This is a genomic window from uncultured Desulfobulbus sp. (assembly GCF_963662935.2).
In the GTDB taxonomy this organism is placed as follows: Bacteria; Desulfobacterota; Desulfobulbia; order Desulfobulbales; family Desulfobulbaceae; genus Desulfobulbus.
On sequence record NZ_CAXXTL010000002.1, the window covers coordinates 1,367,347 to 1,388,739 of the forward strand.

Here is a 21,393-nt window from a genome sequence, read left to right on the forward strand (position 1 = left end):
AGACGATGATTGTTCCTCCCTGTTGAATCGACCATTTTTTATGCGATTCCGCCAAATTGTTTCATAAATTGAATCCGTTCGAAAGCCGCCGGGTTACCGGTCTTGCGGTGACTGAGAGCACCGCGAAAATCGTCGATTCGATTGTAGTCTTTCTCACTCATCCAGGCTTCCAGTTCCTGGAGCATGGCGGAGATCTGCTCTGTCCCGTTCTTATAGAGGGTTGTGACCACCTGAACCGCTGCCGCACCGGCCAACAACTGCTTGATTAACCCCTCGCCGTCGTGGATTCCGGTGGATGCGACAAAATCCTTGTCGATATTAGCCGAGAGCAGAGCAATCCACCGCAGGGACTCGGTCATTTCCCCTGGAGTGCTGAAAATATCGGCCTTGGTGACGGTCATCCCCTTGATATCAATGTCTGGTCGAAAGTAGCGATTGAAGAGGACAAAACCGGACACCTTGCCGGTCCAACTCAACCGTGCGAGAAGATTGGCAAGGGCTGAAGAATAGTGGCTTATTTTCAAAGCCAGCGGGATGGAGATCATTCCGCTGACCTTTTCAACGATTTCAAAGTACAGATTTTCACTGTCCTGGCTGGTCAATCGCGGGTCGCTCGGCAGCAAGGAAACATTCAACTCAATGGCATCGGCTCCGGCTTTTTCCACCAATTTGGCAAAAGACACCCATTCATTGGCCGAAGTGCAATTGATGCTGGCGATGATCGGTATATCGACCGCCTTTTTCGCATCAGCGATCAAGTCGAGGTATTCTTCCAGGGCTTTTTCCCTGGTATACCCCCGAATGTAATCAAAGGCATCAGGGTAATCGGCCTGATAATTCTCAAGGTTTTGCGAGAGCTCGGCAGCTATCTGTTCCTCGAACAACGATTTGAGAACCACCGCTCCGGCCTGATTTTCTGCCAGAGCTATGATCGAATCAACCGTTTTTGTGAGACCGCAGCTCCCGACAACGATAGGAGTCCGTAGCTTCAGGCCAAGATAGTGCGTGGACAGATCTTTCATGGTCATTTCCGGCAGTGGATTGCCACTCCGCACTCTCCGGCAGGCAGCTTCTCCTCAGCGGCCCGAAAAGAGAATGGTCAGTGGTTCCTGTTAAACGAATTGTACAAGTTAATTCCACACACACAGCAGGTGATACCCATTACAAGCAACAACATGTTCAGCCGAAAATACCGCTGTTCCCCTTACAAGTTGTGCCCCGACGTAATGAAAAAATAAGTCGCTGAATGATTCGAACCAACTCTCATTACCATCGCAAGTATTTTGCTGATTGATTATCACCATAATGGAATTGACTACCTACTTCTCATGCTAAGGTCAAGAATCTATTCAATGATCGCAGCGCCCCAAAAATGAGCATCCACAGATAACTCTTCGGAATATCTAAAATTGATCCCAGCCACCCTGAATATGAAAAATACTGATCAACAAGATCAACATTGTTTATATAAACGCACAACTTGCACAACCAGCGCTCGTCTCCTCGAAAAGGGCAGAAGTTAACCGTTGCAATAACCTGTCAATAATAAACATAAAAGCGCCATAACCCCTTTATGGTTCTTTCCCACCCGACCAGCTTTCCTTATTATAATGTGCAAAATATGCGTAATCCGCACAGAGTTTTTTTTTGAGCGAGCCCGCACGAGCGATCTCGCCCTACCTTCTTTGCCAGCTGAAACGCTGCTTTTCACAATACTGCAGATGGCTGGCTACGATTGAGAGTTGTTGATTTGACAGAGACGAGAAACATCGGAAAAAAGCCTGACCACCATTGGCCGGCGCACACCTAACTGAAATTATCCAAGCGGGAGACGGGGAAGATAAAATAAGCGGGGATTATTGGTAATACTGTCGGCCCGCCGTGACCAACGTTTGCCAGGCGGCCGAGGTACTTTCTTTAATGTCAGGCATCAGGACAATCGTCTCGGCAAAACCATAGTCGACTAAGGCTTTGCGGCATTCGAGCAGTGTATCCTGGACAATCTCTTTGGGATGCTCACCATAGAGATTATAGACCAGTCCGAGCAGAGGGATGTTGCGGGTCTTGATCGCCTCAAGGCTGAGACGAGTGTGATTGATCGATCCCAGGCGTGGAGAACTGACCAGGATCAGAGGAAGTTTTTTGTCAGCAAAATAATCGAGCAACAACAACTGATCATTCAGCGGCACCAGCAGGCCACCGGCACCCTCCACCAGCAACCATTCATACTGCGCCTGCAGGGTGGACATGGCCCGGTCAATCTCGGCAGCCTCGATCTCTCTGCCCACCATGCGCGCCGCCAAAAAAGGTGAGGCTGGATAGGGAAAGACATAGGGACAGGTGGTTCCGTCCCGGTCAAAATCGGTCAGCGGCTGCCCCATCAATTTGCGGTGCAATTGAATGTCGTCCGAGGTTTCGGGACAGCCGGTTTGCACCAATTTCAGCGTGGTCACATTCTGTTTCTGTTGGACAAGATATCGAGCCAATAATCCGGTGACATAGGATTTGCCGACATCGGTGTCAATGCCGCCCACGGCAATGGTGTAGTGCGGAGTGGTCATGAGTATGCTCCATGGAGCGATTGTGGCAGCGCCCCGTCCAAGTGTAGTTACAACCGGGGCCGGGCGACGATGAACATCGGATGGTAAGTAAGCCGGACACCCTGATCGCCGGAGAATTGTTCTCTGTAGTCAGTAATAAAGGCGTTGACCTGACGCCGGGTCCAGGCCTGCTGGCCGATTGAATTGACACCGGTGGCCCGCAGGTGCTGGAGCACCGCCACCGGATCGGGATACCACAGAATTTCCCGTGTCTCCTCTGCAGCCAGGATATCGAATTTTTCCGCCACCACTGTCCGCACCTGCTCAAGAGTGCGATAGGCTAAGCCCATCCCGGTGACCGTGCGTATTTCCCGCAGATTGTCCTTACCATACAGTGAAAAGGCCAGAAGAGCGCCAGGGTGGAGGTGATCATGCAGTTTGATGCACAGCCCGGGCAAGTCGTGCACCCAATGCAGCGTCGAGGAAGAGATCACCAGATCGTAGCGATCGGGCAGCGGAACGGTCTCTATATCCCCGGCCAGGAAGGTGATTTTGTCGGCATGGATACCGATCCTGCGACAGACACGCTGCTCGAAAGAGGCGACCAGATCGCAAATGGTGAAATGATCGATCCCAGGAAAGCGGGTCAGCGTCTTCTCGGTCAACAGGCCGGTGCAGCAGCCGATCTCGAGAACGTCAGCCGGCTGCAAATCGGGAGCAGCCTCGCGCAGCAGATTCAGCAATCGGATAGCCACCCGATATTGCACCGTGGCCTGCTGTTCATAGGTGGTGGCTGCCTGCTCGAACCGGAGCTTGATGAGCTGTTTATCAGGAATCATGGGCAGTGATCGGGTTACGTCGTACATATTTCCAAGGCCTTGCAACCCGACGGAGCGGAACGATGCAGATACGAATACATAAAATGGCGAAAGACAGGCCTCTTTCCCTGTTTACAGAGAAAAAAAGGCTTGGCGCGCTGCTTGTAAGTTAAAATCCCCAGAGCAGGCGGCCATCAACCCAGCCGCTTACCCCCTGCCCGTGCTCAACCCTGACCCAGCCATCCTTCTTCTCCAGGGTCTTGAAGACCACGCCGTAATTGGCCTTGGCAACAATAGCGCCTTGGGTATTCGGCTCGCTACGAACATTAATCTGCTGATCCGTTCCCTTGTTGGCCTTAACAATCATGTGGGGCGTTTTCTGGATAGTCTTTTTGTGCACCCAGCCGGTGCTGCCTTCAAAATCCTTGACCTGCAGCCACTCCCCCTTGGAACTGACGATTTCAACCGGGAAGCCTGAGCCGATTGTCCACACGACCTCATGCTCGGCGCCGGGTCCGGAGCGCATGTTGATATCCTCGCCGGCGATGGATGCCATCTCCGCCGCTGCAGCAATCCGCGCCAGCAGCAGGAGAGAAAAAACGATGAAAAAGAGGGGTCGTCGCCTATTCATGATTGGGTCCCTTGACGCATGGATTTATCAGGCAAGGCCGGCGACATCCGCAGAACATGCCCCGCTACTTCAAGAGAAAGCGCATCAAACTGACAGGCCTCGGTACTGCATCGCAGACACCGAATGCATTCGGTACTGTTCGGCGTTTCGTCAACGCGGATATTCACAGGGCAGGCCTGGTGGCAGGCACCACACTTTGTACAGTTATCCACATTAAATTTCAACCTAATCAGGCTGTACCGATTGAACAGGCCGTAAAAAGCGCCCAGGGGACAAAGGGTCCGGCAAAAAGGCCGGGAAGCGACGATGCTCCAGAGGACGACAGCTGCCAGCAGAGTCACCTTATACAGGAAGAGCAGACCGGCAGCTGGGCGAAGATCGGGCGCAAGCACCAGCATGGGGATACCGGCTTCCAGCGTCCCTGCAGGGCAGAGAAATGCGCAGAACCAGGGTTTACCCATGCTGAAATCATCGAGCACCGTCAACGGCAGGACCACCACCAGGAGCAGTAGGACAAGGTACTTTCCCCATCTGAGCACCTTGGGTATCCCGCATTTCGGTGAGGGAATCCGATGGAGCAACTCCTGAAACATGCCAAAAGGGCAGGCCCAGCCGCAGATGAAACGGCCGAACACCACACCAAGCATGCCCATGCACCCCAGCACATAGCTGCCCACATAGAACTGCCCCGCCTGCAGCGAAAGCCGCACGCCTAACAAGAGTTGCTGCAGGCTGCCGATAGGGCAAAAAGTGGTCGAAGCAGGACAAGAGTAGCAGTTGAGACCGGGCGAGCAGATGACCTTCAATGGCCCCTGGTAGAGGGTGCCGCTGACCGGGAACCCCCAGTACCCGTTGCTGAGAAAAACCCAGAGGGACTGAACCCATTTGCGCAGGCATTCCATACTCAACCGATGCCGATACACTCTAGGCAGATAGAGCGGGCCTGTTCACGGACGCGCGTGGGCTCATCGAGCGCGATGCCAGCAAGAAAAAGCAGAAGAAAAAAGAGAAAAAGAAACAGCGGTGCCTTGCGCATCCTGCCGGTTTTATCCTGTGGCCCTTGTTGCATACCGTCCCTCTTTTTCCGCCTGGATTTTACCGGGACAGCAAACTGACCAGCCGGTCGAGGTCATCGCTGGAGTAGTATTCGATCTCCAGCTTGCCTCTTTTGCCCTGCTGAACAATCCGGACCTTGCTGTGCAACTGGTTGGTCAACTGGGTGACCAGGGCGGCACAGTATGACTTGGGTAATTCTTCTGCCGGTGGCGGCAAGGTGGCCTCATTTGCCTTCGGTACCGAATTATGGGGTTTTTGAGTGCACAAACGTTCCGTGGCCCGCACCGACAACTCCTCGTTGACAATCCGGTCGCGAATTTCCCGCAACTGCTCCGGCTGATCCTTGATCCGCAGCAGAACCCGGGCGTGCCCCTCGCTGATCAGTCCCTGAACGACATCTGCCTGCAGACTTTGGGGTAACTGGAGCAACCTGAGTACATTGGTAATGGTCGACCGCTGCCGTCCCACCTTTTTGGCCACCTCTTCCTGAGTGAGGTGGAATTCCTCCATCAGACGCCCATAAGCCACGGCCTCCTCAATGGGATTGAGATCGTGGCGCTGGATATTTTCGATCAGGGCCAGCTCCAGGCTTTCGTTGTCGCTCCCCTTGTCCATCACCACCACCGGAATTTCCTCCCGGCCCGCCAGTTTCGCGGCGCGAAGCCGTCTTTCTCCCGCGATCAGAACATAGCGGTTGTCGTTCCCCTGGGTGACCAACAACGGCTGGATCACCCCTTTCTCGCGGATGGAATCGGCCAACTGCTGCAGTTTTTCGGCATCGAAATGGCTGCGCGGCTGATTGGGATTCGCAGATATCTTCTCGATATCACACATAAAAAATCGATCAGCCTCATCCAGATTGTCTTCTGGAAGCAGTGCGCCCACACCCCGGCCCAGAACATTCTTCATCATAATCAGGCCCTCGCCTTGGTTCGCATGAGGAATTCGGTGCCCAGTTGCTTGTAGGCCTTCGCCCCGCTGCATCCGGCATCGTACTCGATGATGGTTTGCCCATGGCTGGGGCTTTCGCTGAGGCGGACGTTCCGCGGGATCACTGTCCGGTAGACCTGCTCACCAAAATGTTTTTGGATCTCGCTGGCCACCGAGTGGGTCAACCGGTTCCGCCGGTCATACATAGTGAGCAGCAACCCTTCAATGAACAATTCCCGGTTCAAATGCTTCTTCACCTTGCGGATGGTCTGCACCAGTTGGGCCAACCCCTCCAGGGCAAAATATTCACACTGCAGCGGAATCAACACCGAATCAGCGGCCGTCAGGGCATTGATAGTGAGAAGGCCCAGGGAGGGAGGGCAGTCGATCAGGATGTATTGAAAATGCCCTGTGACCGATCGCAAGATGGACTTCAACCGCTTTTCCCGGTTTTCCTGGGCGATCAGCTCGACTTCGACGCCGACCAAATCGATGGAGGCCGGCAGAATGGAGAGATTTTTCAATTTGGCCGGCAGAATGCAATCAACAGCCTCTTTGGCGCCGATGAAACAGCTATAGATATTCTTGTCTTCATTCGTTTTAAAAACACCCACGCCGCTCGAGGCATTGCCTTGAGGATCGGAATCAACCAGCAGCACCTTTTTGCCTTTGTCAGCCAGAACAGCAGCGAGGTTCAAGGTAGTGGTGGTTTTCCCCACCCCGCCCTTCTGGTTAGCGAGCGCGATAATTCGTGTATCCAATGTAATTTTCCCCCAGCATCTCTTTGTTGATGAAACATTTGGGGAGTATACTATACTCTCGTTCCCCAGAGAACAGTTCTCTTGCCCTCCAAATAACTTTGCCCATGTTTCACGTGAAACATTGCCGGCGCGGGATCCTCATATGGCAGACTACAGTGATGTGCTTATTGTCGGCAGTGGCGTTTCGGGACTTTCGTTTGCGCTGAAGGTCGCCCAGTTTTCCAAGGTTACCCTGATTACAAAAAAGAAAAAAGCCGACACGGCGACCAATTTGGCCCAGGGGGGCGTGGCCGCGGTGTTGTCAGTGGAAGATTCAATCGATGCCCACATTGACGACACCCTCATTTCCGGAGACGGCCTCTGCAACCAAGAGATTGTCCGCATCGTCACCACCGAGGGGCCGGACCGGGTTCGGGAGTTGATGAACTTGGGGGTTCGATTCCAAAGGGGTGAGAACGGGAAGGGTTTTGATTTGGGCATGGAAGGCGGCCACTCGGCTCGCCGGGTGGCCCATGCTTCCGACCTGACAGGCAAGGAAATTGAACGGGCCCTGCTGGAGCAGATCGCGGCCAACCCCAACATCGAAGTGTTGGAAAACCACCTTGCCATTGACCTGTTGATCGAATCAAAAGCCCGTGGCCAGGAGCGGTGCAATGGCGATCGTTGCCTCGGCGCCTATGTGCTCAATCGCTTAACCGGCGAGGTCGAGACACACCTGGCGGGGGTGACGGTGCTGTGCACAGGGGGTTGTGGCAAGGTCTACCTCTACACCACCAATCCTGACATCGCCACCGGCGACGGTGTGGCCATGGCCTATCGGGCTGGAGCCAAGGTGGCAAACATGGAGTTTATCCAATTCCACCCCACCTGTTTTTTCAACCGGGAGGCAAAAAATTTCCTCATTTCGGAGGCAGTGCGTGGTGAAGGCGGCATCCTGATTAATCAGCAGGGGTTGCCGTTCATGAAAAAATATGATGCCCGTGGCGACCTGGCCACCCGTGACGCCGTGGCCCGGGGTATCGATGCGGAGATGAAGGCCACCGGCGCGGATTGCGTTTTCCTTGACATCACCCACAAATCAGCCGCCTTCCTCATGGAACGTTTCCCCAACATCTACAAAACCTGCAAACAGTACGGGGTCGACCTGACCAAGAAACCGATCCCGGTGGTGCCAGCGGCCCATTACATGTGCGGCGGCGTGCTGGTGGACGAGTGGGGGAAAAGCTCCATCACCAACCTCCTCGCTCTGGGCGAAACCGCTTGCACCGGATTGCACGGGGCAAACCGGCTGGCCTCGAATTCCCTCCTTGAGGCGGTGGTCTTTGCCCACCGTGCGGCCCACTGGTTACAGGGGCAAATCGACGGTATTAGAAAATTGGAACGGATACCTGTTGACGGTTGGCGGACCGGTGGCGCAGCTGTGCTGGACGAGTCGATCCTCATCAAGCATAACTGGGATCAGGTCCGGCAGTTGATGTGGGATTATGTGGGGATTGTCCGTCGGAAAAAACGGCTGGATCTGATTCAGACCCGGTTAAGCTGGATGCTCACCGAGATCAAAGAGCATTTCTATGATTATCTTCTCACTCCTGATCTGATTGAACTGCGTAACCTGGCGGTCATCGCCGACCTGATTGTGCAGAGTGCGAGCTTGCGGCGGGAGTCTCGCGGTCTCCATTACATTCTCGATTATCCGGAAAAGAACGACAGCGAGTACCGTCGGGACACTGTGCTCCAGAAATAAAACCCAAAAAAAAGCCCCCGGGACCTGCGCTCCGGGGGCGATCTGCTCATTTCCTGGGCTGCTTCTTCTGCATCTGCTGCATGGCCTCGTTCATCTGCCGCATCATTTCTTGCTGCTCTTCCGGGCTCATTCCTTCGTCTTTCATCCCCTGCTGCATGCCTTTGTCCATGCCACCCGCTCCCATCATCCCCATGGGGCCTGCCGCTTGCATCTGTTTGGCTCCATCGGGTTTTTTCAGGGTGTCCATGGTCTGTTGAATCATCCCGGCCATCATATTTTCCGCTTCTTGATTCAGGGTGGCGTCGATCCCTTGCGGCGGAGCAAAAGCGCTGCCAGGAATGGCGGCACTGGTATCAATTTTGGTGGCTGCATTGGTGCTGTTCATCCCCATGATGGCAATTTCCGACCGCAGGGGAATATCAGTTCCATGGAGCAGATGGACTGTCGACATGCCCCCCACAGTGGTGATGTCACAGTCATAACCGAGAATCTTACCGGCCTTCTGCTGGACAGATCCGCCGAATTGGCCCATCATGCTGGTCCCGAGTTCCTTCGCATTTTTCTCGAAATTCTTTTTCTCCTCGGCATTGAATTTGTTATATTCGGTTAGGTAGATCTTGCGAGGATTGGTGGTTTTTTCTCCTTTTTTCTCAACAAGATCATAGGTATACATCCAATCCGAATCAATAATCTCTACAGTTTCCGTCTTTTTGGTCATGCCCATCATGGTGGCCGTGGCTTGACGGTACTTGGCCCGCAGTTTGCCATACTCCTTGATGTAAAGTGTTTCCTTCCCCTGTTCGCTGCCGGTCAGCTCGTAGTGGATGGTCGCCTCCTTGAAAGGGAGCTTCATTTCCCAGGGAAGATCCTCTCCCCAGGCGAGGGAGCAAAAAAACAGCAAGATCATGGATACAACCAGCAAACATTGTTTTCTCATAGACATCTCCTTGGTCAGTTCATAGGGGCAGCTGAGCTGCAACACGTTATCACCCCTTATTGTAACGACTCAAATCTGGGGCACAAGAAAAAGAGAGAAAGAAGGCCATGCTTTCGATAATACAGACAATCGCCGAACGAAAAATCCAACAGGCCATGGCCGAGGGCACGCTGCCCGATCTCAGTCATTGGAAAGACAAACCCCTCCCGCCGGACGATATGGCCAATGTCCCTGAAGACCTGCGCATGGCCTATCGGTTGTTGAAGAATGCCGGATATTTGCCGGAGGAGGTAGCGGTTCGAAAAGAGATAAACCGCCTTGAGCAGTTGCTCGAAACCTGCACGGATGAAAAGGAGAAAGTCAGGCAGTTAAAAAAGATCAGTTGCCTGAAAACCAAACTGGAGTGCCGCATGGGCAGGGTTATGGAACTTGGCGAGGATGGGCCCTATTACGACAGGGTGGTGGACAGGCTGTCAACCCCCAAGTCGGGTTGACAGCCTGACAGTGGTCACAACTCCATTATGTCGCTGAACAGCGCCTGGTCCTGTTCGATCTTCTCCCTGCTGCCGATGGTCGCCCGATAACGGCTGGCTTGCAGTTGCTGGAAGAGAGGGGCAAAACCGCGCAGGTCCTTGGCGGTAGTCCGGACAATCTCCTCAATCCGCCGCTGGCGATAGGCGGGGGTAATACCCGACAAATAGTCATTGCGGGCCGAGGCGCCCTTGGTGGCTGGTCCCTGGTGGGGATTGGCGGTGCCATAAGCACCAATAACCAGCTGCTGCAACGATTCCGCCGACAGTTCATGCAATCCGTTGATGACCGCCGGCAGGGCCTCATAGGCCTCATAGGTCTTTCTCACCTGGGGATCACGGTAGCTGACCATGCCGAAGTTGCCGGTGAGATGGTTGAATTGGATGAAACAACCGTACGCCCCGCCCATCTGCCGCACCGTATTCCAAAGATAATCCCGCGACAACCAAGTTCTCAGGACCTCGAACGAACCGTTATACTGCGCCGTGTCCGGAAACAGGGTGCAGGCCTGGATATTGTAGACCATCTCGGCCGAGGTGGTGAAGGCCTGGGTGGCCGGAGTCTGGGCAAAGTGCATTGAAGCCGGTTCCTGGAGCTCGCCGGAGAGGGCCTGAACAACAGAAAGACCAAGATTTTGGAACCGGCGGATATCTTTATCCTCGGCAGTGATCGAAACAATCAGTCCCTGGCGGCGGAAGAGCAGATCGCGGATCTGCCGCAGAGCAGCGTGGAGTTTGGCTTCCTTCTCCGTATAGTTGCCAGCCAGGTGTTTCAGGTGGAGGTAGGCATGAACGCCATGGACATACTCGTTATATTGGCCAGCACGGCTCAGATGCGAAAAGGCCCTGGTTGAGGCCAGGGTGTAGCCCTCGCTCTGCACCGAATGTTCGGCCCAGGCATATTCCCGATGGATGATCTCTTCAACATGATGTTCATCGGAAAAATCAACCGAGGTCAGCACCTCGGTCAGAAGGTCGATCGCCTGATCGAGGTACGAAGAGAGGGCCTTGATGTGCAGCCAGAGGATCGGCCGGACCGTGTTGCGGTCGTCGGCTCGCACGTACACCTGGAAAGAGTGAGAAAAATCGCCGGTACACATGTTAATCGCCTTGGCGAACTGCATGTAATCCTTTTTCTCCGTCCCGATTTCCGTGAGGATGGTGGCGAAGAGGTCAAGATAGGGCAGGAGCTCTGCCGGCAAGGAGGAGCAGTCCAGTCCAAAATCGAGATAACAAATGCCGTTGGTCGAGAACTCATTGATCAGCAGTTCCGCACCGGCAAGTTGTGCGGGCAGGGCTGCATTAAAGAGCGGCTGGACATCCAAATCATCCAGGGAGAGCTGAGGCAGACGCCGCAGATCTTCGGCCGAGTTCTGGGTTGCCTGCTCGGCCATCAGCTCTTGGGTGTGCTCAACCAGATTGAGACGGCCGTCCTCGTCAAGCGATTGGGAATATTCCTCCAGGCGCTGCTGTTCATCGTACAGATTTCGCGCCATTTTATTCGGATCAGGCGCCAGGGTGACCGTGACCGTGGCAGGATTATCCAACAAGTAGGTCCGGATCAGCTGCTCGAAATAACCATTTTCCGTGGCGTCCTTGCGGATTTCAGTCAACAGTTCATCAATCCTGAGGGCGTCAAAGGGGGCCATCTGGTGTTTCAGTGCGGGCAGCGCCTTACTGATCAGGTCCAGACCGCGTTGGGCCTTGTTCATCTCTTCCCGCACGGTAAATTCGTACTTGTTCAGCTCGGAGAGCATCAGTTCCCGGTCTAGCTGCTGCTCGACCATCCGGGTGAGAGTGGCTTTATAGAGAGCAAGAAAATGGTCCCGCTTCTCCGGGTCGGTGCCGACCAGGTAGGTGATCATCAGGGTTTTATAGCTGGAGTTGGACAGAAACAATCCTCCGAAATCCTTACATAAAGAGGCGTTGAATATCGCTTTTTTCAGGGGCGAGCCATCGGAGTTGTACAAAATGTTGGCGATGATTTGAAAGGCGGCATTGAGCTTGCGATCATGGACCGTCCCCACCGCCGAGCTGATGGCCAGGAAGGTCTTCTCCTCGGTTGAGCTACCTGGTTGCACCGGGTAGGTATCGTCGATAAACAGCGGTTCCTTGATGTCCAACCCTTCCTTAATCCGGGCCTTGGTCACCGGCTGCGTAAAGTTGGCCAGAAAATTTTCCTGAACAAAGGCCAGTTCTTGGTCAAGGGGGGCATCGCCATAAAAGAAAAAGGTGCTGTTCGAGGGATGGTAATGGGAGCGGTGGAAGTCAACGAACTGCTCGAAACTCAGATCGGGAATGTGCCGGGGGTCGCCGCCTGACTCGTGGGCATAGGTCGATTCCGGCATCAGACCGCCGTAGGTATGATGAAACAGGGCCCGGATCGGGTCGGAATAGGCCCCCTTCATCTCGTTGAGCACCACGCCCATATACTGCAGCTGTTCATCGCTGTTCTCAAGGTGGTAATGCCAGCCTTCCTGCTCAAAGGTCGATTTGAGCAGCAAGGGGTTGAAAACGACGTCGCAGTAGACGTCCATGATGTTGAAATATTCCTTGAGATTACGGGTGGCAAAGGGATACCAGGTGGTATCCGCGCCAGTCATGGCGTTGAGGAAGGTCATCAGACCGCCCTTATTGATCTCGCCAAACACGTCCTTGACCGGGTATTTTTTCGAGCCCATCAGCACCGAATGCTCGAGGATGTGGGCCACGCCGGTGGAATCATCGGGCACGGTCATAAAGGAGACGCAGAAAGTCTTGTTGGGGTCTTGGTTTTTAATGGCCAGGGCCTGGCAACCAAGCACGGTATGGGTAAAGAGAAAGACGGTGGAATGAATTTCGGGAATCTCTTCCTTCTGTTCAAGCACAAATCCATGGTAAGTCGAGCCTATGGCAAACGATGTCATAACGTTCCGTTGTTAAAAAGTTTTATGGGAGTCCAAAAGAATGGTGACCGGGCCGGAATTTGTCAAGGAGACCTGCATCATGGCCTGAAAAACCCCAGATTGGGTGGGGATGCCACGCTGCCTGCAGAGATCTATAAACCGGTCATAGAACTGCTCGGCCTGTTCGGGCGGTGCTGCCTCGTTCCAGGAGGGACGGCGGCCTTTGCGACAATCGCCGTACAGGGTGAACTGGGAAACCACCAGCAGCTCGCCGCAAATATCGGTAAGCGAGCGATTCATCAAACCACCTTCATCTTCAAAAATGCGCAGATGCGCAATCTTGTCCACCAGCCAGGCGAGATCTTTTTCGGTATCGGTACGGTGGATGCCCAGCAGGACGAGCAGCCCCGCAGCGATGGCACCGGTCCTTTGGTGGTCGACCTCGACCTGCGCACGACTGACGCGTTGAACGACGGCTCTCATGAATACGTGGGTCGGTAAAAAGGAATGTATTGATCAAAAGCTAAAAACAGCATGCGGTTCTTCACTCGCTCGCAGCCTCAAGAGAAGAGAGAGCGTGCCCGGCAGCCGGTTGCAAGGCGCCGGCGTGATATTGGACAATCGCCATGGCAGCCAAGGCCGCAGTTTCACCGCGCAGGATTCTCGGTCCCAGGGAAAAGGTGGTGAAGTTCCAGCGGTGCAGAACCTGGAGATCCTCGGCATGCAGGCCGCCTTCCGGTCCCAGCAGCAGGCATATGGCCCCTGGATGGTCGGCAAAGGTTGTCGACAAAGCAGCCTGCTGTTCGCCCTCCCAGGCAGCCAGACGATGGGAAAAGGGGGTAAAATCGACCTGAATCAGAGATGCCGCCGGAAGGATGGTCATGGGAGTGGTACGATGGCTCTGCTTGCAAGCCTCAATCATGATCCGCTGCCAGCGTTCAACCTGATGGTCGCGGTCGCCATGATTTTCGCAGTATTTCGAAACCACCGGTAGGAAGGCTTCCACCCCAAGCTCGGTGGCCTTCTGCACCAACAGGTCCATTTTCTTGCCTTTAAGCAGGCATTGGGCCAGGGTCAGCGGCGCCTTGGTGGCAGCATCTTCACGCCAGGTCTCGGTGACGGTGGCGGTCACCAGGTTTTTGTCTGCTGTCTGCAAAAGGGCGGCGTACACGCCGCCCTGTCCGTCAAAAAACTCGACAGTCTGCCCCGGTCTGAGCCGGAGCACCGAGGCGATGTGGCGAGCCTCCGGCCCGGTTATCGCAATCCGAGTGTCCGTGCGGCTCTGGGCTGGGAGAAAAAATCGTCGCATAATCATTCTGTAGCATACAAAAGGCGCAAATGCATACCATTCCCCTGAATCGATATGAAAAATCGATCAGTCATCCTGGCCCGAGCCGAAACCTGCACTGGGCTCAACCCGCCGGTAGGTATTGATGGTCAGCGGCACCGAAGCCGCGAGCCTACGGCTGTCGACCAGGCAAAAAGGCTGATCGGAAAAATCGGGAAAAAAGGTGTCGCCCTCGTATTCCTGATCAATTTTCGTTAGAATTATGGTGTGGGCCAGGGGCAAGGCCGCGCGAAAAAGTTGTTCACCCCCGATGACAAAAGCCTTTTCCGAGGCTGCACAGAGACGGATCGCCTCAAACAGGGAGGCAACCACGATGCACTCCGAGTGCGCCCGGAAGCGTGGATTGGCGCTGACCACGATATTTATGCGGCCCGGCAAGGGCGCGCCGATCGATTCATAGGTCCTGCGGCCCATGATCAGGGGATGGCCCATGGTGGTTGCTTTAAAATGGGCCATGTCTTCCGGTATCTGCCAGGGGATGGTATTATGGTAGCCGATAACCCGGTTGGCGGCCATGGCGGCGATAATGATCAGTTCCATATTCGCTCATGCGTCCAGATGAAGGCAACAATTTGAAAAGCCGGCAGCTTACACGCTCCCCGAGACATCAGACTACGGTTTTTTAGGTTTTCCGGCAAGAGAGCGGGCGATTCCAAAGGAGGCTGAGGTGCGATTTTTAATTTATGGGGCCGGGGCATTAGGTCAGGCAATCGGTTGTATGCTGGCGGCGGACGGCCACCAGGTTGATTTGGTGCTCAGACCGCGTTTTCTCGAGGCCTTGCACTCCTCCGGCCTGGAGGTGACCGGTCTCTTCGGCGAGTATCGCGTCCCACCCGCGCAGATCGGGCTGCTCACCAGCCTGAAAAAGCGGAACGGCAGCGAGTATGACGCGGTTTTGCTCACCACCAAGACTTACGACACGGACAGCGCCATCACCGATATTGTCGGCCTGTCCCAGTGCTATTGCCCAGTGGTCTCGCTGCAGAACGGCTGCGGCAACCTGGAGAAGCTGGAGGAACGTCTTGGCCGCGAGCGCAGCCTGGCAGCCAGGGTGATTACCGGCTTTGAGATCGAGCGCCCCGGCCGGGTCCGAATCACGGTCTCGGCGGACGCGGTCCATGTGGGCGGCTGCGTGCGCGGCGTCATTCCGGGTGCAGCCAAACGATTGGCGGAAGCGCTGACCCATGCCGGTTTGCCGAGCATTGCGGTTGCCGATGTTTACCAGTCGCTCTTTGCCAAGCTCCTCTACAACTGCGCCCTCAATCCGCTGGGCGCGGTCCTTGGCGTCCATTACGGGGCCCTGGCCGAAAGCGACGAGACCCGGATGATCATGGACCGGGTGATCGAGGAGACCTTCACCGTCATCGCCACCATGGGCGGCAACACGCCTTGGCCGGATACGGCCGGCTACCGCAAGGTCTTTTACAGCCAGCTGGTGCCTGCCACCTACCACCATCGCCCCTCCATGCTCCAGGACCTGGAAAACAACAAACCGACCGAGGTCGAGGCCATGGTCGGTTATGTGGCGGCCCAGGGGCGGAAATACGGCGTGGCCACCCCCTGTTGCGATCTTCTGGCAGCCCTGGTCAGGTTCAAGCAACAGCGGGCCCTGCAAAGGAGTTAATGGCGGCCCTTGCCGCTTCCTACTCGCCCAACCGGGTCAGCAGGGTTTCGAGCAGCCGGTTGATCTCCCGAAACAATACAGGGTCGACGGCAGCTATTTGGTTCTCGCTCTGAATATACTTTCCCGTCACCAGTTCATGGCCGCAGTGCGTGAGCATCTCCCCTACCGTTGCCGGAGTCGATTCCAGATGAAACTGGAGGCCGAGAATCCGGTTGTCATACAAAAAAGCCTGACTTCGGCAGCCCTCGCTCTCGGCCAGATGCACCGCACCCTTGGGGAGAGCGAAGGTATCGCCGTGCCAGTGAAAAACGGTGGGCCGCTCCGGCAAGCCGTCAAGGAAACCGGACGTCTTGCCTTCCTCGGTCAGGGTGATCGGCCACCAGCCGATTTCTTTTTCCCTACCGGCAACAACCGGCGAACCCAGGGCATCGGCCAACAGTTGTGCCCCCAGGCAGATGCCGACCGCTGATTTGCCCGCATTGATGGCCTCGCGAATCCATGCCCTTTCCTGAACCAGCCACGGATAGCGGTCGTCCTCGTAGATATTCATCGGCCCGCCCATGATCACCAAGCGGTCGAAGGCCTCCGGCCGGGGCAGCTTCTCTCCCGCATAGAGGCGGGTCAAGGTTAAAGAGTGTCCCTGATTGGCTATCCACTGACCAATATGGCCCAGCCCCTCAAAAGGGACATGCTGCACGGCATGTATGCGCACCGTCATCTCCTCCAATAGTGACGAAATCGACCAACAGAACAAACAACTCGGGGCCGCCCGCTGCCGCATACCGGCGCGGGTGACCCCGAAAAACAACGAAAACTGGCAGACAGTTACGGGGAAACGGGTTCCTCGATGTCAACCGGCATGCCCAAGGCCAAGCGCAGCTTGTGTTCGATGTTGGCCAGGGTTTCCGGATGCTCCTTGAGAAACTTCTTCGCATTCTCCCGGCCTTGGCCGATGCGTTCCTCCTGATAAGAGTACCAGGCACCGCTCTTGTCGACAATCCCGTGAGTCACACCCAAATCGAGCACATCGCCGGTCCTGGAGATACCCTCGCCAAAAATGATGTCCACCTCCGCATGTTTGAAGGGGGGCGCCACTTTGTTTTTGACGACCTTGATCCTGGTCTGATTCCCGATCGCCTCTTGGCCGTCCTTGATCTGGTTGATCTTGCGGATATCGATGCGGATCGAGCTATAGAATTTGAGGGCATTGCCGCCGGTGGTTGTCTCGGGACTCCCGAACATGACCCCGATCTTCATCCGGATCTGGTTGATGAAGATGAGCACGGTATTGGTACGGCTGAGCACACCGGTGAATTTCCGCATGGCATGCGACATCAGGCGGGCCTGGAGGCCCACGTGCTGATCGCCGACATTGCCGTCGATCTCGGCCCGAGGCACCAGCGCCGCCACCGAGTCAATGACCACCACGTCAATACCGCCGCTGCGGATGAGGATCTCGGCTATCTCCAGGGCCTGCTCACCGAAATCCGGCTGGGAGATGAGCAGATTATCCGTATCCACCCCCAAGCGCTCGGCATAGTTGGTATCCAGGGCATGCTCGGCGTCGATAAAGGCCACATTACCGCCCCGCCGCTGGGCCTCGGCAATGACATGCAGGGCCAAAGTGGTCTTACCCGAAGATTCCGGGCCATAGATCTCAGTCACCCGGCCGCGGGGCAAGCCGCCGACACCCAGGGCCAAATCGACCGAAATGATGCCGGTGGGGATGACCGGGATATTTTCACGCTCGGTGGTTCCCAGGCGCATGATCGAGCCCTTGCCGAACTGCCGGTGGATCTGGGTGATGGCATTGTCGACGCTTTTCAGGCGGCCTTCACTCACTTCATTGGACGCTTTCATGGAATTCTCCTTCTCTGATCTCTATTAGCTTGCAAGTAAAGCGCGGCGCACCATATCCACTGCTGTTTGCGCGGTTTTCTCCTGAATCTGCCGCCGGGAGCCGTTGAACCGGCACAGCCGGTCAACCACTGTGTTTTGATACCAAAGCCCCAGATAAACCGTTCCCACCGGCTTCTCTGCTGTTCCGCCCTCGGGACCGGCAATGCCGGTGGCCGAGACCGTTATATCGCAACCCAGCCGCTGGGCCGCCTGACTGGCCATGGCCTGGGCTGTTTCGGCACTCACCGCCCCGTAACGTGCGAGCAGGGCGGAGTCAATGCCGAGCAACTGCTCTTTCAGTTCGTTGGAATAGACAACCACCCCGCCTTTGAACCAGCGGGAACTGCCCGGCACCTCGGTGATGGCGGATGCAATAAGTCCACCGGTGCAGGACTCGGCCACGCCCAGCATCAATTCCCGCGCCTTCAACAGCTGCCCGGTGACCGATGCCAGGGTATCCTGATTGATTCCGTAGATATTGTGCCCCAAGGCCTTGCGGATAAAGGCGTCGGCCTCTTGGAACCGTGGAGCATCAACACCAAGCTCCAAGTTGTGGGCGGTGAGGCTGACGTGCACCTCTGCGCCGACCGGGTAGTAGCCGATCTGCACCCCGTTTTGTTCCAAGGTATGTAGACGGTTGTTGATCTCGATCTCAAACAGCCCGCAGGTCCGGTAGACCCGCTGGCTAACGGGAACAGCCCGCGCGGTATCAAAGGTCTGCAAACCGGGAAGCACCTTATCGTGCAGCAGTATTTCCATCTGCGGTGGCACGCCGGGCAAAAAATAGATGGGTTTACCCTGATAACGGAGCAGATAGCCGGCCATGCGGCAGTCATCGTCCAGCACCTCGGCGCCCTCGGGCAGTTGGGCCAGTTTGGCGAGCGAAACCGAGGCGTTGCGGTTTTCCTTCCCCATGCGGGACTCGATATTGGCCTGGACGCAGGGGTGAAGAACAGTGTTCAACTCCAGGGCCTTGATGACTGCTTCGTTGGTCAGGTCATCGGTGGTGGCGCCCAAACCACCAGTCACGAGGACAAAATCACACCGATTAATAGCCGCTTTGAGGGTCTCGCCGATGAGGTCCGGGGCATCACCAATAGTATGCATGGCCTGGATCCCATGGCCCAGCAAAAACAACGCTCGGGCCGCATACCCGCTGGTGGTGTTGGTGATGCGGCCCGAGGTCAGCTCATCGCCGATGGCGATTATTTCTCCAATCATTGCTTCGTCCTCACAGGTTGAGGCCCCACCTTACCTGTTTTGGCGACTTTCCTCAAGCAGGTCCTCGGCCAGGATGCCCATGGGCTGTCCGTCCTCAACAGCGGTGAGCCGTACCGGGACGACCCGGCGAATCAGTCCCGAGCCGCCGGCAAACTGGATCGGCAGATAGTTCTCGGAAAACCCCTGCAAGAGGCCGCTTTTCGCCTGCCGACGCTCCACCAGCACCCGATGGATCCGGCCGATATTGTCCCTATACATGGCCTGCCGTTTTTCCGTATCCAGGGTGCGCAGTCGCTGCACCCGCGCCTCTTTGACCGGACCAGGCAGGTGCTGGCCAAAAGATGCGGCCAGGGTACCAGGCCGGCGGGAATAGGGAAAGACATGGAGATAGCTGACCGGCAGCCCGGCCAGGAGATCGTAGGTATTGGCCGCCTCTGCCTCGGTCTCGCCAGGGAAACCGCCGAGGACGTCGCAACCGATGGCGGCCATGGGCAGGGCGTAACGCACCCGCTGGATCACTGCTCCAAATTCGGCGCGGGTGTAGCGTCGATTCATTCGGGCCAGAACCACGTCGTCGCCGCTCTGCAGGGGAATGTGCAGATGGGGCATGAAGTTGGCGTGCGAGGTCATCAGTTCCAGGAGGGTATCGTTGACCTCGGTCGGCTCAATCGAACTGAGCCGCAGACGGAGATCTGGAAAGTCGTTGCAGAGGCGGTCAAGCAGGCTGTAGATGGTCTGCCCTTCGTCCAGATCGAGGCCGTACTTGCCGACATTGATGCCGGTGATCACCAGCTCTTGGTAGCCCTGCTCGACAAAGAGTGCCGTCTGCTGCAGCACCCTGGCCAGAGGCACACTGCGGCTCCGCCCCCTGGTGTAGGGCACGATGCAGTAGGAACAAAAATTGTCGCAACCGTCCTGGATGCGGAGATAGGCCCGGGTGCGGCCCCGGAACCGTTTGACCGGCAGGTCGCAGATTTCCTTTTTCTCGCGGATTTTGCCCATGAGCATGACCAGGTCAGGCGGCTGTTCGGACAAGGCCGCCGCCACCAGCAGATGCTTGTTGCCGTTGCCGACGATGGCCACCGGGTGCTCGGCAAGGTTGAGCACTGTTTCCGGGTCCATCTGGGCATAACAGCCGGTGACGATGATCCGCGCACCGGGACGCTCATGCAGCACGCGGCGAATCAATTGCCGCGACTGCTGACCGGCCTTGGCCGTGACCGTGCAGGTATTGATCACATACACATCCGCCTCGGCCTGAAACGGGACCATTGCACAGCCCAAGGCCTCGAAGCCACTGGCAAAGGCGGCGGACTCGAACTGGTTGACCTTGCAGCCCAAGGTGGTAATGGCGATTCGTTTCATGTGCACGCCTCCGCTCTTTTGCTTGCCCCGATCACCGCACTGCCCACAACCCGATCATCCTGGTAAAAAACCGCGAACTGGCCTGGGGTGATGGCACGCTGCGGGCTATCGAAGACAAGGCGCCAAGTATCCGCGCTGGTTCGGCTCAAGTCGGCACAAGCAGGAAAATGACGGGAGCGCAACTGCACCTGTCCCCGCCAGGGCAAAGGCGGCGGCTCTTGCGTCCAAACCAGCGACAGCAGCGTGCAGCCGGAGTGCAGGAGATCTTGCTGCTTGCCGACAATCACCCGGTTTCTCGGGCCGTCCAGGCCCACCACATACCAGGGGGTGGCATCCGGCAGGCCGAGTCCCCTGCGCTGCCCGATGGTGTAATGCCACACGCCCCGATGTTCACCGATCTGTCTGCCGTCAAGGGTGAGCACCGGACCGGATTGATCGCCAATACCCTGTTCTGCAAGAAACGCAGGTAAACCGGACGTGAGAAAACAGACATCCTGGCTTTCTTCACCGCCAAATTGAAACCCAAGGCCCGCGGCTCGCTCATAGATCTGTGCCTTGGTCCAGTCACCCAAGGGAAAAAGGACTATGCGCAGCTGTTCGGAGGAAAGCCGGGCAAGGAAATAGGACTGGTCTTTGACCTGATCAACGCCGCGTGCAATAAAATAAAGGCCGCTGCGGCTGTGAAGACGGGCGTAGTGGCCGGTGGCGATGCGATCCATCCCGGCACGCCGCATTGCCTGGGCGAGCAGGTCAAATTTAATGGTGGAGTTGCAGTGGATACAGGGATTAGGGGTCAAGCCGGCTTGATACGATTGGGTGAAATAGCCGATGACCTGCTCGGCAAACCGGGCGCGGAGATCGATTTGCGTCAGGGGGATAGATAACCGATCGGCCACCTCCTGCACCCGCCGCTGTTGTGCCTCCAGATTGGCAAGCGGCAACATCATAAAAAATCCGTGGACCTGGTGTCCCTGTTCCTGCAAGAGAGTGGCGGCCATGGTCGAATCCACGCCGCCGCTCATGGCGACGCCAACCTTCAGGGCGACCATGGAAAGGTGGCCATCGACAGCAGAGAGCGGAAAACGGCGGGAAACAGCAGAGTTA

The 21,393-nt window shown here is 56.2% G+C and carries 20 protein-coding genes and 1 pseudogene; 3 read left to right on the top strand and 18 right to left on the bottom strand.

From position 1 onward, the window contains the following. Nucleotides 1-38: 38 nt before the first annotated feature. From ACHZCX_RS10315 to ACHZCX_RS10350, 8 genes are all read right to left on the bottom strand, one after another. Nucleotides 39-1,022, bottom strand: a complete 984-nt coding sequence (locus ACHZCX_RS10315; RefSeq protein ID WP_319587155.1) for a dihydroorotate dehydrogenase-like protein — start codon at nucleotides 1,020-1,022, stop codon at nucleotides 39-41. 834 nt (nucleotides 1,023-1,856) lie between these two features. After that, a complete protein-coding gene (gene bioD, locus ACHZCX_RS10320) occupies nucleotides 1,857-2,561 on the bottom strand; it encodes a dethiobiotin synthase (RefSeq protein ID WP_319587156.1) in 705 nt (234 codons plus the stop codon). 47 nt (nucleotides 2,562-2,608) lie between these two features. Further along, the gene (bioC, locus tag ACHZCX_RS10325; protein WP_319587157.1) at nucleotides 2,609-3,406 is read right to left on the bottom strand and encodes a malonyl-ACP O-methyltransferase BioC; all 798 of its coding nucleotides are present in this window, start codon (nucleotides 3,404-3,406) and stop codon (nucleotides 2,609-2,611) included. Nucleotides 3,407-3,527: 121 nt separating this feature from the next. Further along, nucleotides 3,528-3,989, bottom strand: a complete 462-nt coding sequence (locus ACHZCX_RS10330; RefSeq protein WP_319587158.1) for an SH3 domain-containing protein — start codon at nucleotides 3,987-3,989, stop codon at nucleotides 3,528-3,530. Continuing rightward, nucleotides 3,986-4,891: a 4Fe-4S binding protein gene (locus ACHZCX_RS10335; RefSeq protein ID WP_319587159.1), complete on the bottom strand. Its 906-nt coding sequence runs from the start codon at nucleotides 4,889-4,891 to the stop codon at nucleotides 3,986-3,988. The genes ACHZCX_RS10330 and ACHZCX_RS10335 overlap by 4 nt, the downstream gene beginning before the upstream one ends. 2 nt (nucleotides 4,892-4,893) lie before the next feature. After that, on the bottom strand, nucleotides 4,894-5,058 hold the full coding sequence (locus ACHZCX_RS10340) for a hypothetical protein (protein WP_319587160.1): 165 nt from the start codon (nucleotides 5,056-5,058) through the stop codon (nucleotides 4,894-4,896). A 26-nt stretch (nucleotides 5,059-5,084) separates the two neighbouring features. Next, nucleotides 5,085-5,957 (bottom strand): ParB/RepB/Spo0J family partition protein, encoded by an 873-nt coding sequence (locus tag ACHZCX_RS10345; protein ID WP_319587161.1) that lies wholly within the window; start codon nucleotides 5,955-5,957, stop codon nucleotides 5,085-5,087. Between the two features lie 2 nt (nucleotides 5,958-5,959). Further along, complete coding sequence (locus ACHZCX_RS10350) at nucleotides 5,960-6,736, bottom strand: AAA family ATPase (RefSeq protein WP_319587162.1); 777 nt, start codon at nucleotides 6,734-6,736, stop codon at nucleotides 5,960-5,962. Between the two features lie 142 nt (nucleotides 6,737-6,878). Here ACHZCX_RS10350 and nadB point away from each other — a divergent pair, with 142 nt between their 5' ends. Next, nucleotides 6,879-8,480 carry an L-aspartate oxidase gene (nadB, locus tag ACHZCX_RS10355; protein WP_319587163.1) on the top strand — a complete coding sequence of 534 codons (1,602 nt, stop codon included), beginning with the start codon at nucleotides 6,879-6,881 and terminating at the stop codon, nucleotides 8,478-8,480. Nucleotides 8,481-8,526: 46 nt separating this feature from the next. Here nadB and ACHZCX_RS10360 read toward each other — a convergent pair whose 3' ends face one another. After that, nucleotides 8,527-9,417: a hypothetical protein gene (locus ACHZCX_RS10360; protein ID WP_319587164.1), complete on the bottom strand. Its 891-nt coding sequence runs from the start codon at nucleotides 9,415-9,417 to the stop codon at nucleotides 8,527-8,529. Between the two features lie 107 nt (nucleotides 9,418-9,524). On the opposite strand from ACHZCX_RS10360, the gene ACHZCX_RS10365 reads away from it, so the two are divergent. Beyond that, on the top strand, nucleotides 9,525-9,911 hold the full coding sequence (locus tag ACHZCX_RS10365) for a DUF1992 domain-containing protein (protein WP_319587165.1): 387 nt from the start codon (nucleotides 9,525-9,527) through the stop codon (nucleotides 9,909-9,911). A 14-nt stretch (nucleotides 9,912-9,925) separates the two neighbouring features. Here ACHZCX_RS10365 and ACHZCX_RS10370 read toward each other — a convergent pair whose 3' ends face one another. From ACHZCX_RS10370 to ACHZCX_RS10385, 4 genes are all read right to left on the bottom strand, one after another. Continuing rightward, nucleotides 9,926-12,853: an insulinase family protein gene (locus ACHZCX_RS10370; RefSeq protein ID WP_319587166.1), complete on the bottom strand. Its 2,928-nt coding sequence runs from the start codon at nucleotides 12,851-12,853 to the stop codon at nucleotides 9,926-9,928. Between the two features lie 12 nt (nucleotides 12,854-12,865). Further along, nucleotides 12,866-13,315 (bottom strand): D-aminoacyl-tRNA deacylase, encoded by a 450-nt coding sequence (gene dtd / locus ACHZCX_RS10375; RefSeq protein ID WP_319587167.1) that lies wholly within the window; start codon nucleotides 13,313-13,315, stop codon nucleotides 12,866-12,868. A 61-nt stretch (nucleotides 13,316-13,376) separates the two neighbouring features. After that, a complete protein-coding gene (locus tag ACHZCX_RS10380) occupies nucleotides 13,377-14,141 on the bottom strand; it encodes an RsmE family RNA methyltransferase (RefSeq protein WP_319587168.1) in 765 nt (254 codons plus the stop codon). A gap of 66 nt (nucleotides 14,142-14,207) precedes the next feature. Continuing rightward, the gene (locus ACHZCX_RS10385) at nucleotides 14,208-14,720 is read right to left on the bottom strand and encodes a dihydrofolate reductase (protein ID WP_319587169.1); all 513 of its coding nucleotides are present in this window, start codon (nucleotides 14,718-14,720) and stop codon (nucleotides 14,208-14,210) included. A 127-nt stretch (nucleotides 14,721-14,847) separates the two neighbouring features. On the opposite strand from ACHZCX_RS10385, the gene ACHZCX_RS10390 reads away from it, so the two are divergent. Next, nucleotides 14,848-15,804 (top strand): ketopantoate reductase family protein, encoded by a 957-nt coding sequence (locus ACHZCX_RS10390; RefSeq protein WP_319587170.1) that lies wholly within the window; start codon nucleotides 14,848-14,850, stop codon nucleotides 15,802-15,804. Nucleotides 15,805-15,823: 19 nt separating this feature from the next. On the opposite strand, the gene ACHZCX_RS10395 is transcribed toward ACHZCX_RS10390, so the two are convergent. From ACHZCX_RS10395 to mnmA, 5 genes and pseudogenes are all read right to left on the bottom strand, one after another. Next, on the bottom strand, nucleotides 15,824-16,522 hold the full coding sequence (locus tag ACHZCX_RS10395; protein ID WP_394708785.1) for a type 1 glutamine amidotransferase: 699 nt from the start codon (nucleotides 16,520-16,522) through the stop codon (nucleotides 15,824-15,826). Nucleotides 16,523-16,629: 107 nt separating this feature from the next. Continuing rightward, on the bottom strand, nucleotides 16,630-17,664 hold the full coding sequence (gene recA, locus ACHZCX_RS10400; RefSeq protein ID WP_324292482.1) for a recombinase RecA: 1,035 nt from the start codon (nucleotides 17,662-17,664) through the stop codon (nucleotides 16,630-16,632). Nucleotides 17,665-17,688: 24 nt separating this feature from the next. Continuing rightward, complete coding sequence (locus ACHZCX_RS10405) at nucleotides 17,689-18,924, bottom strand: CinA family nicotinamide mononucleotide deamidase-related protein (protein ID WP_319587172.1); 1,236 nt, start codon at nucleotides 18,922-18,924, stop codon at nucleotides 17,689-17,691. Nucleotides 18,925-18,954: 30 nt separating this feature from the next. Then, nucleotides 18,955-20,289, bottom strand: coding sequence for a tRNA (N(6)-L-threonylcarbamoyladenosine(37)-C(2))-methylthiotransferase MtaB (gene mtaB / locus ACHZCX_RS10410; protein WP_319587173.1), 1,335 nt, complete (start codon nucleotides 20,287-20,289; stop codon nucleotides 18,955-18,957). Further along, nucleotides 20,286-21,347, bottom strand: a pseudogene (gene mnmA / locus ACHZCX_RS10415) (tRNA 2-thiouridine(34) synthase MnmA); the annotation flags it as partial. The pseudogene mnmA and the gene mtaB, both read right to left, overlap by 4 nt. Nucleotides 21,348-21,393 lie beyond the last annotated feature (46 nt).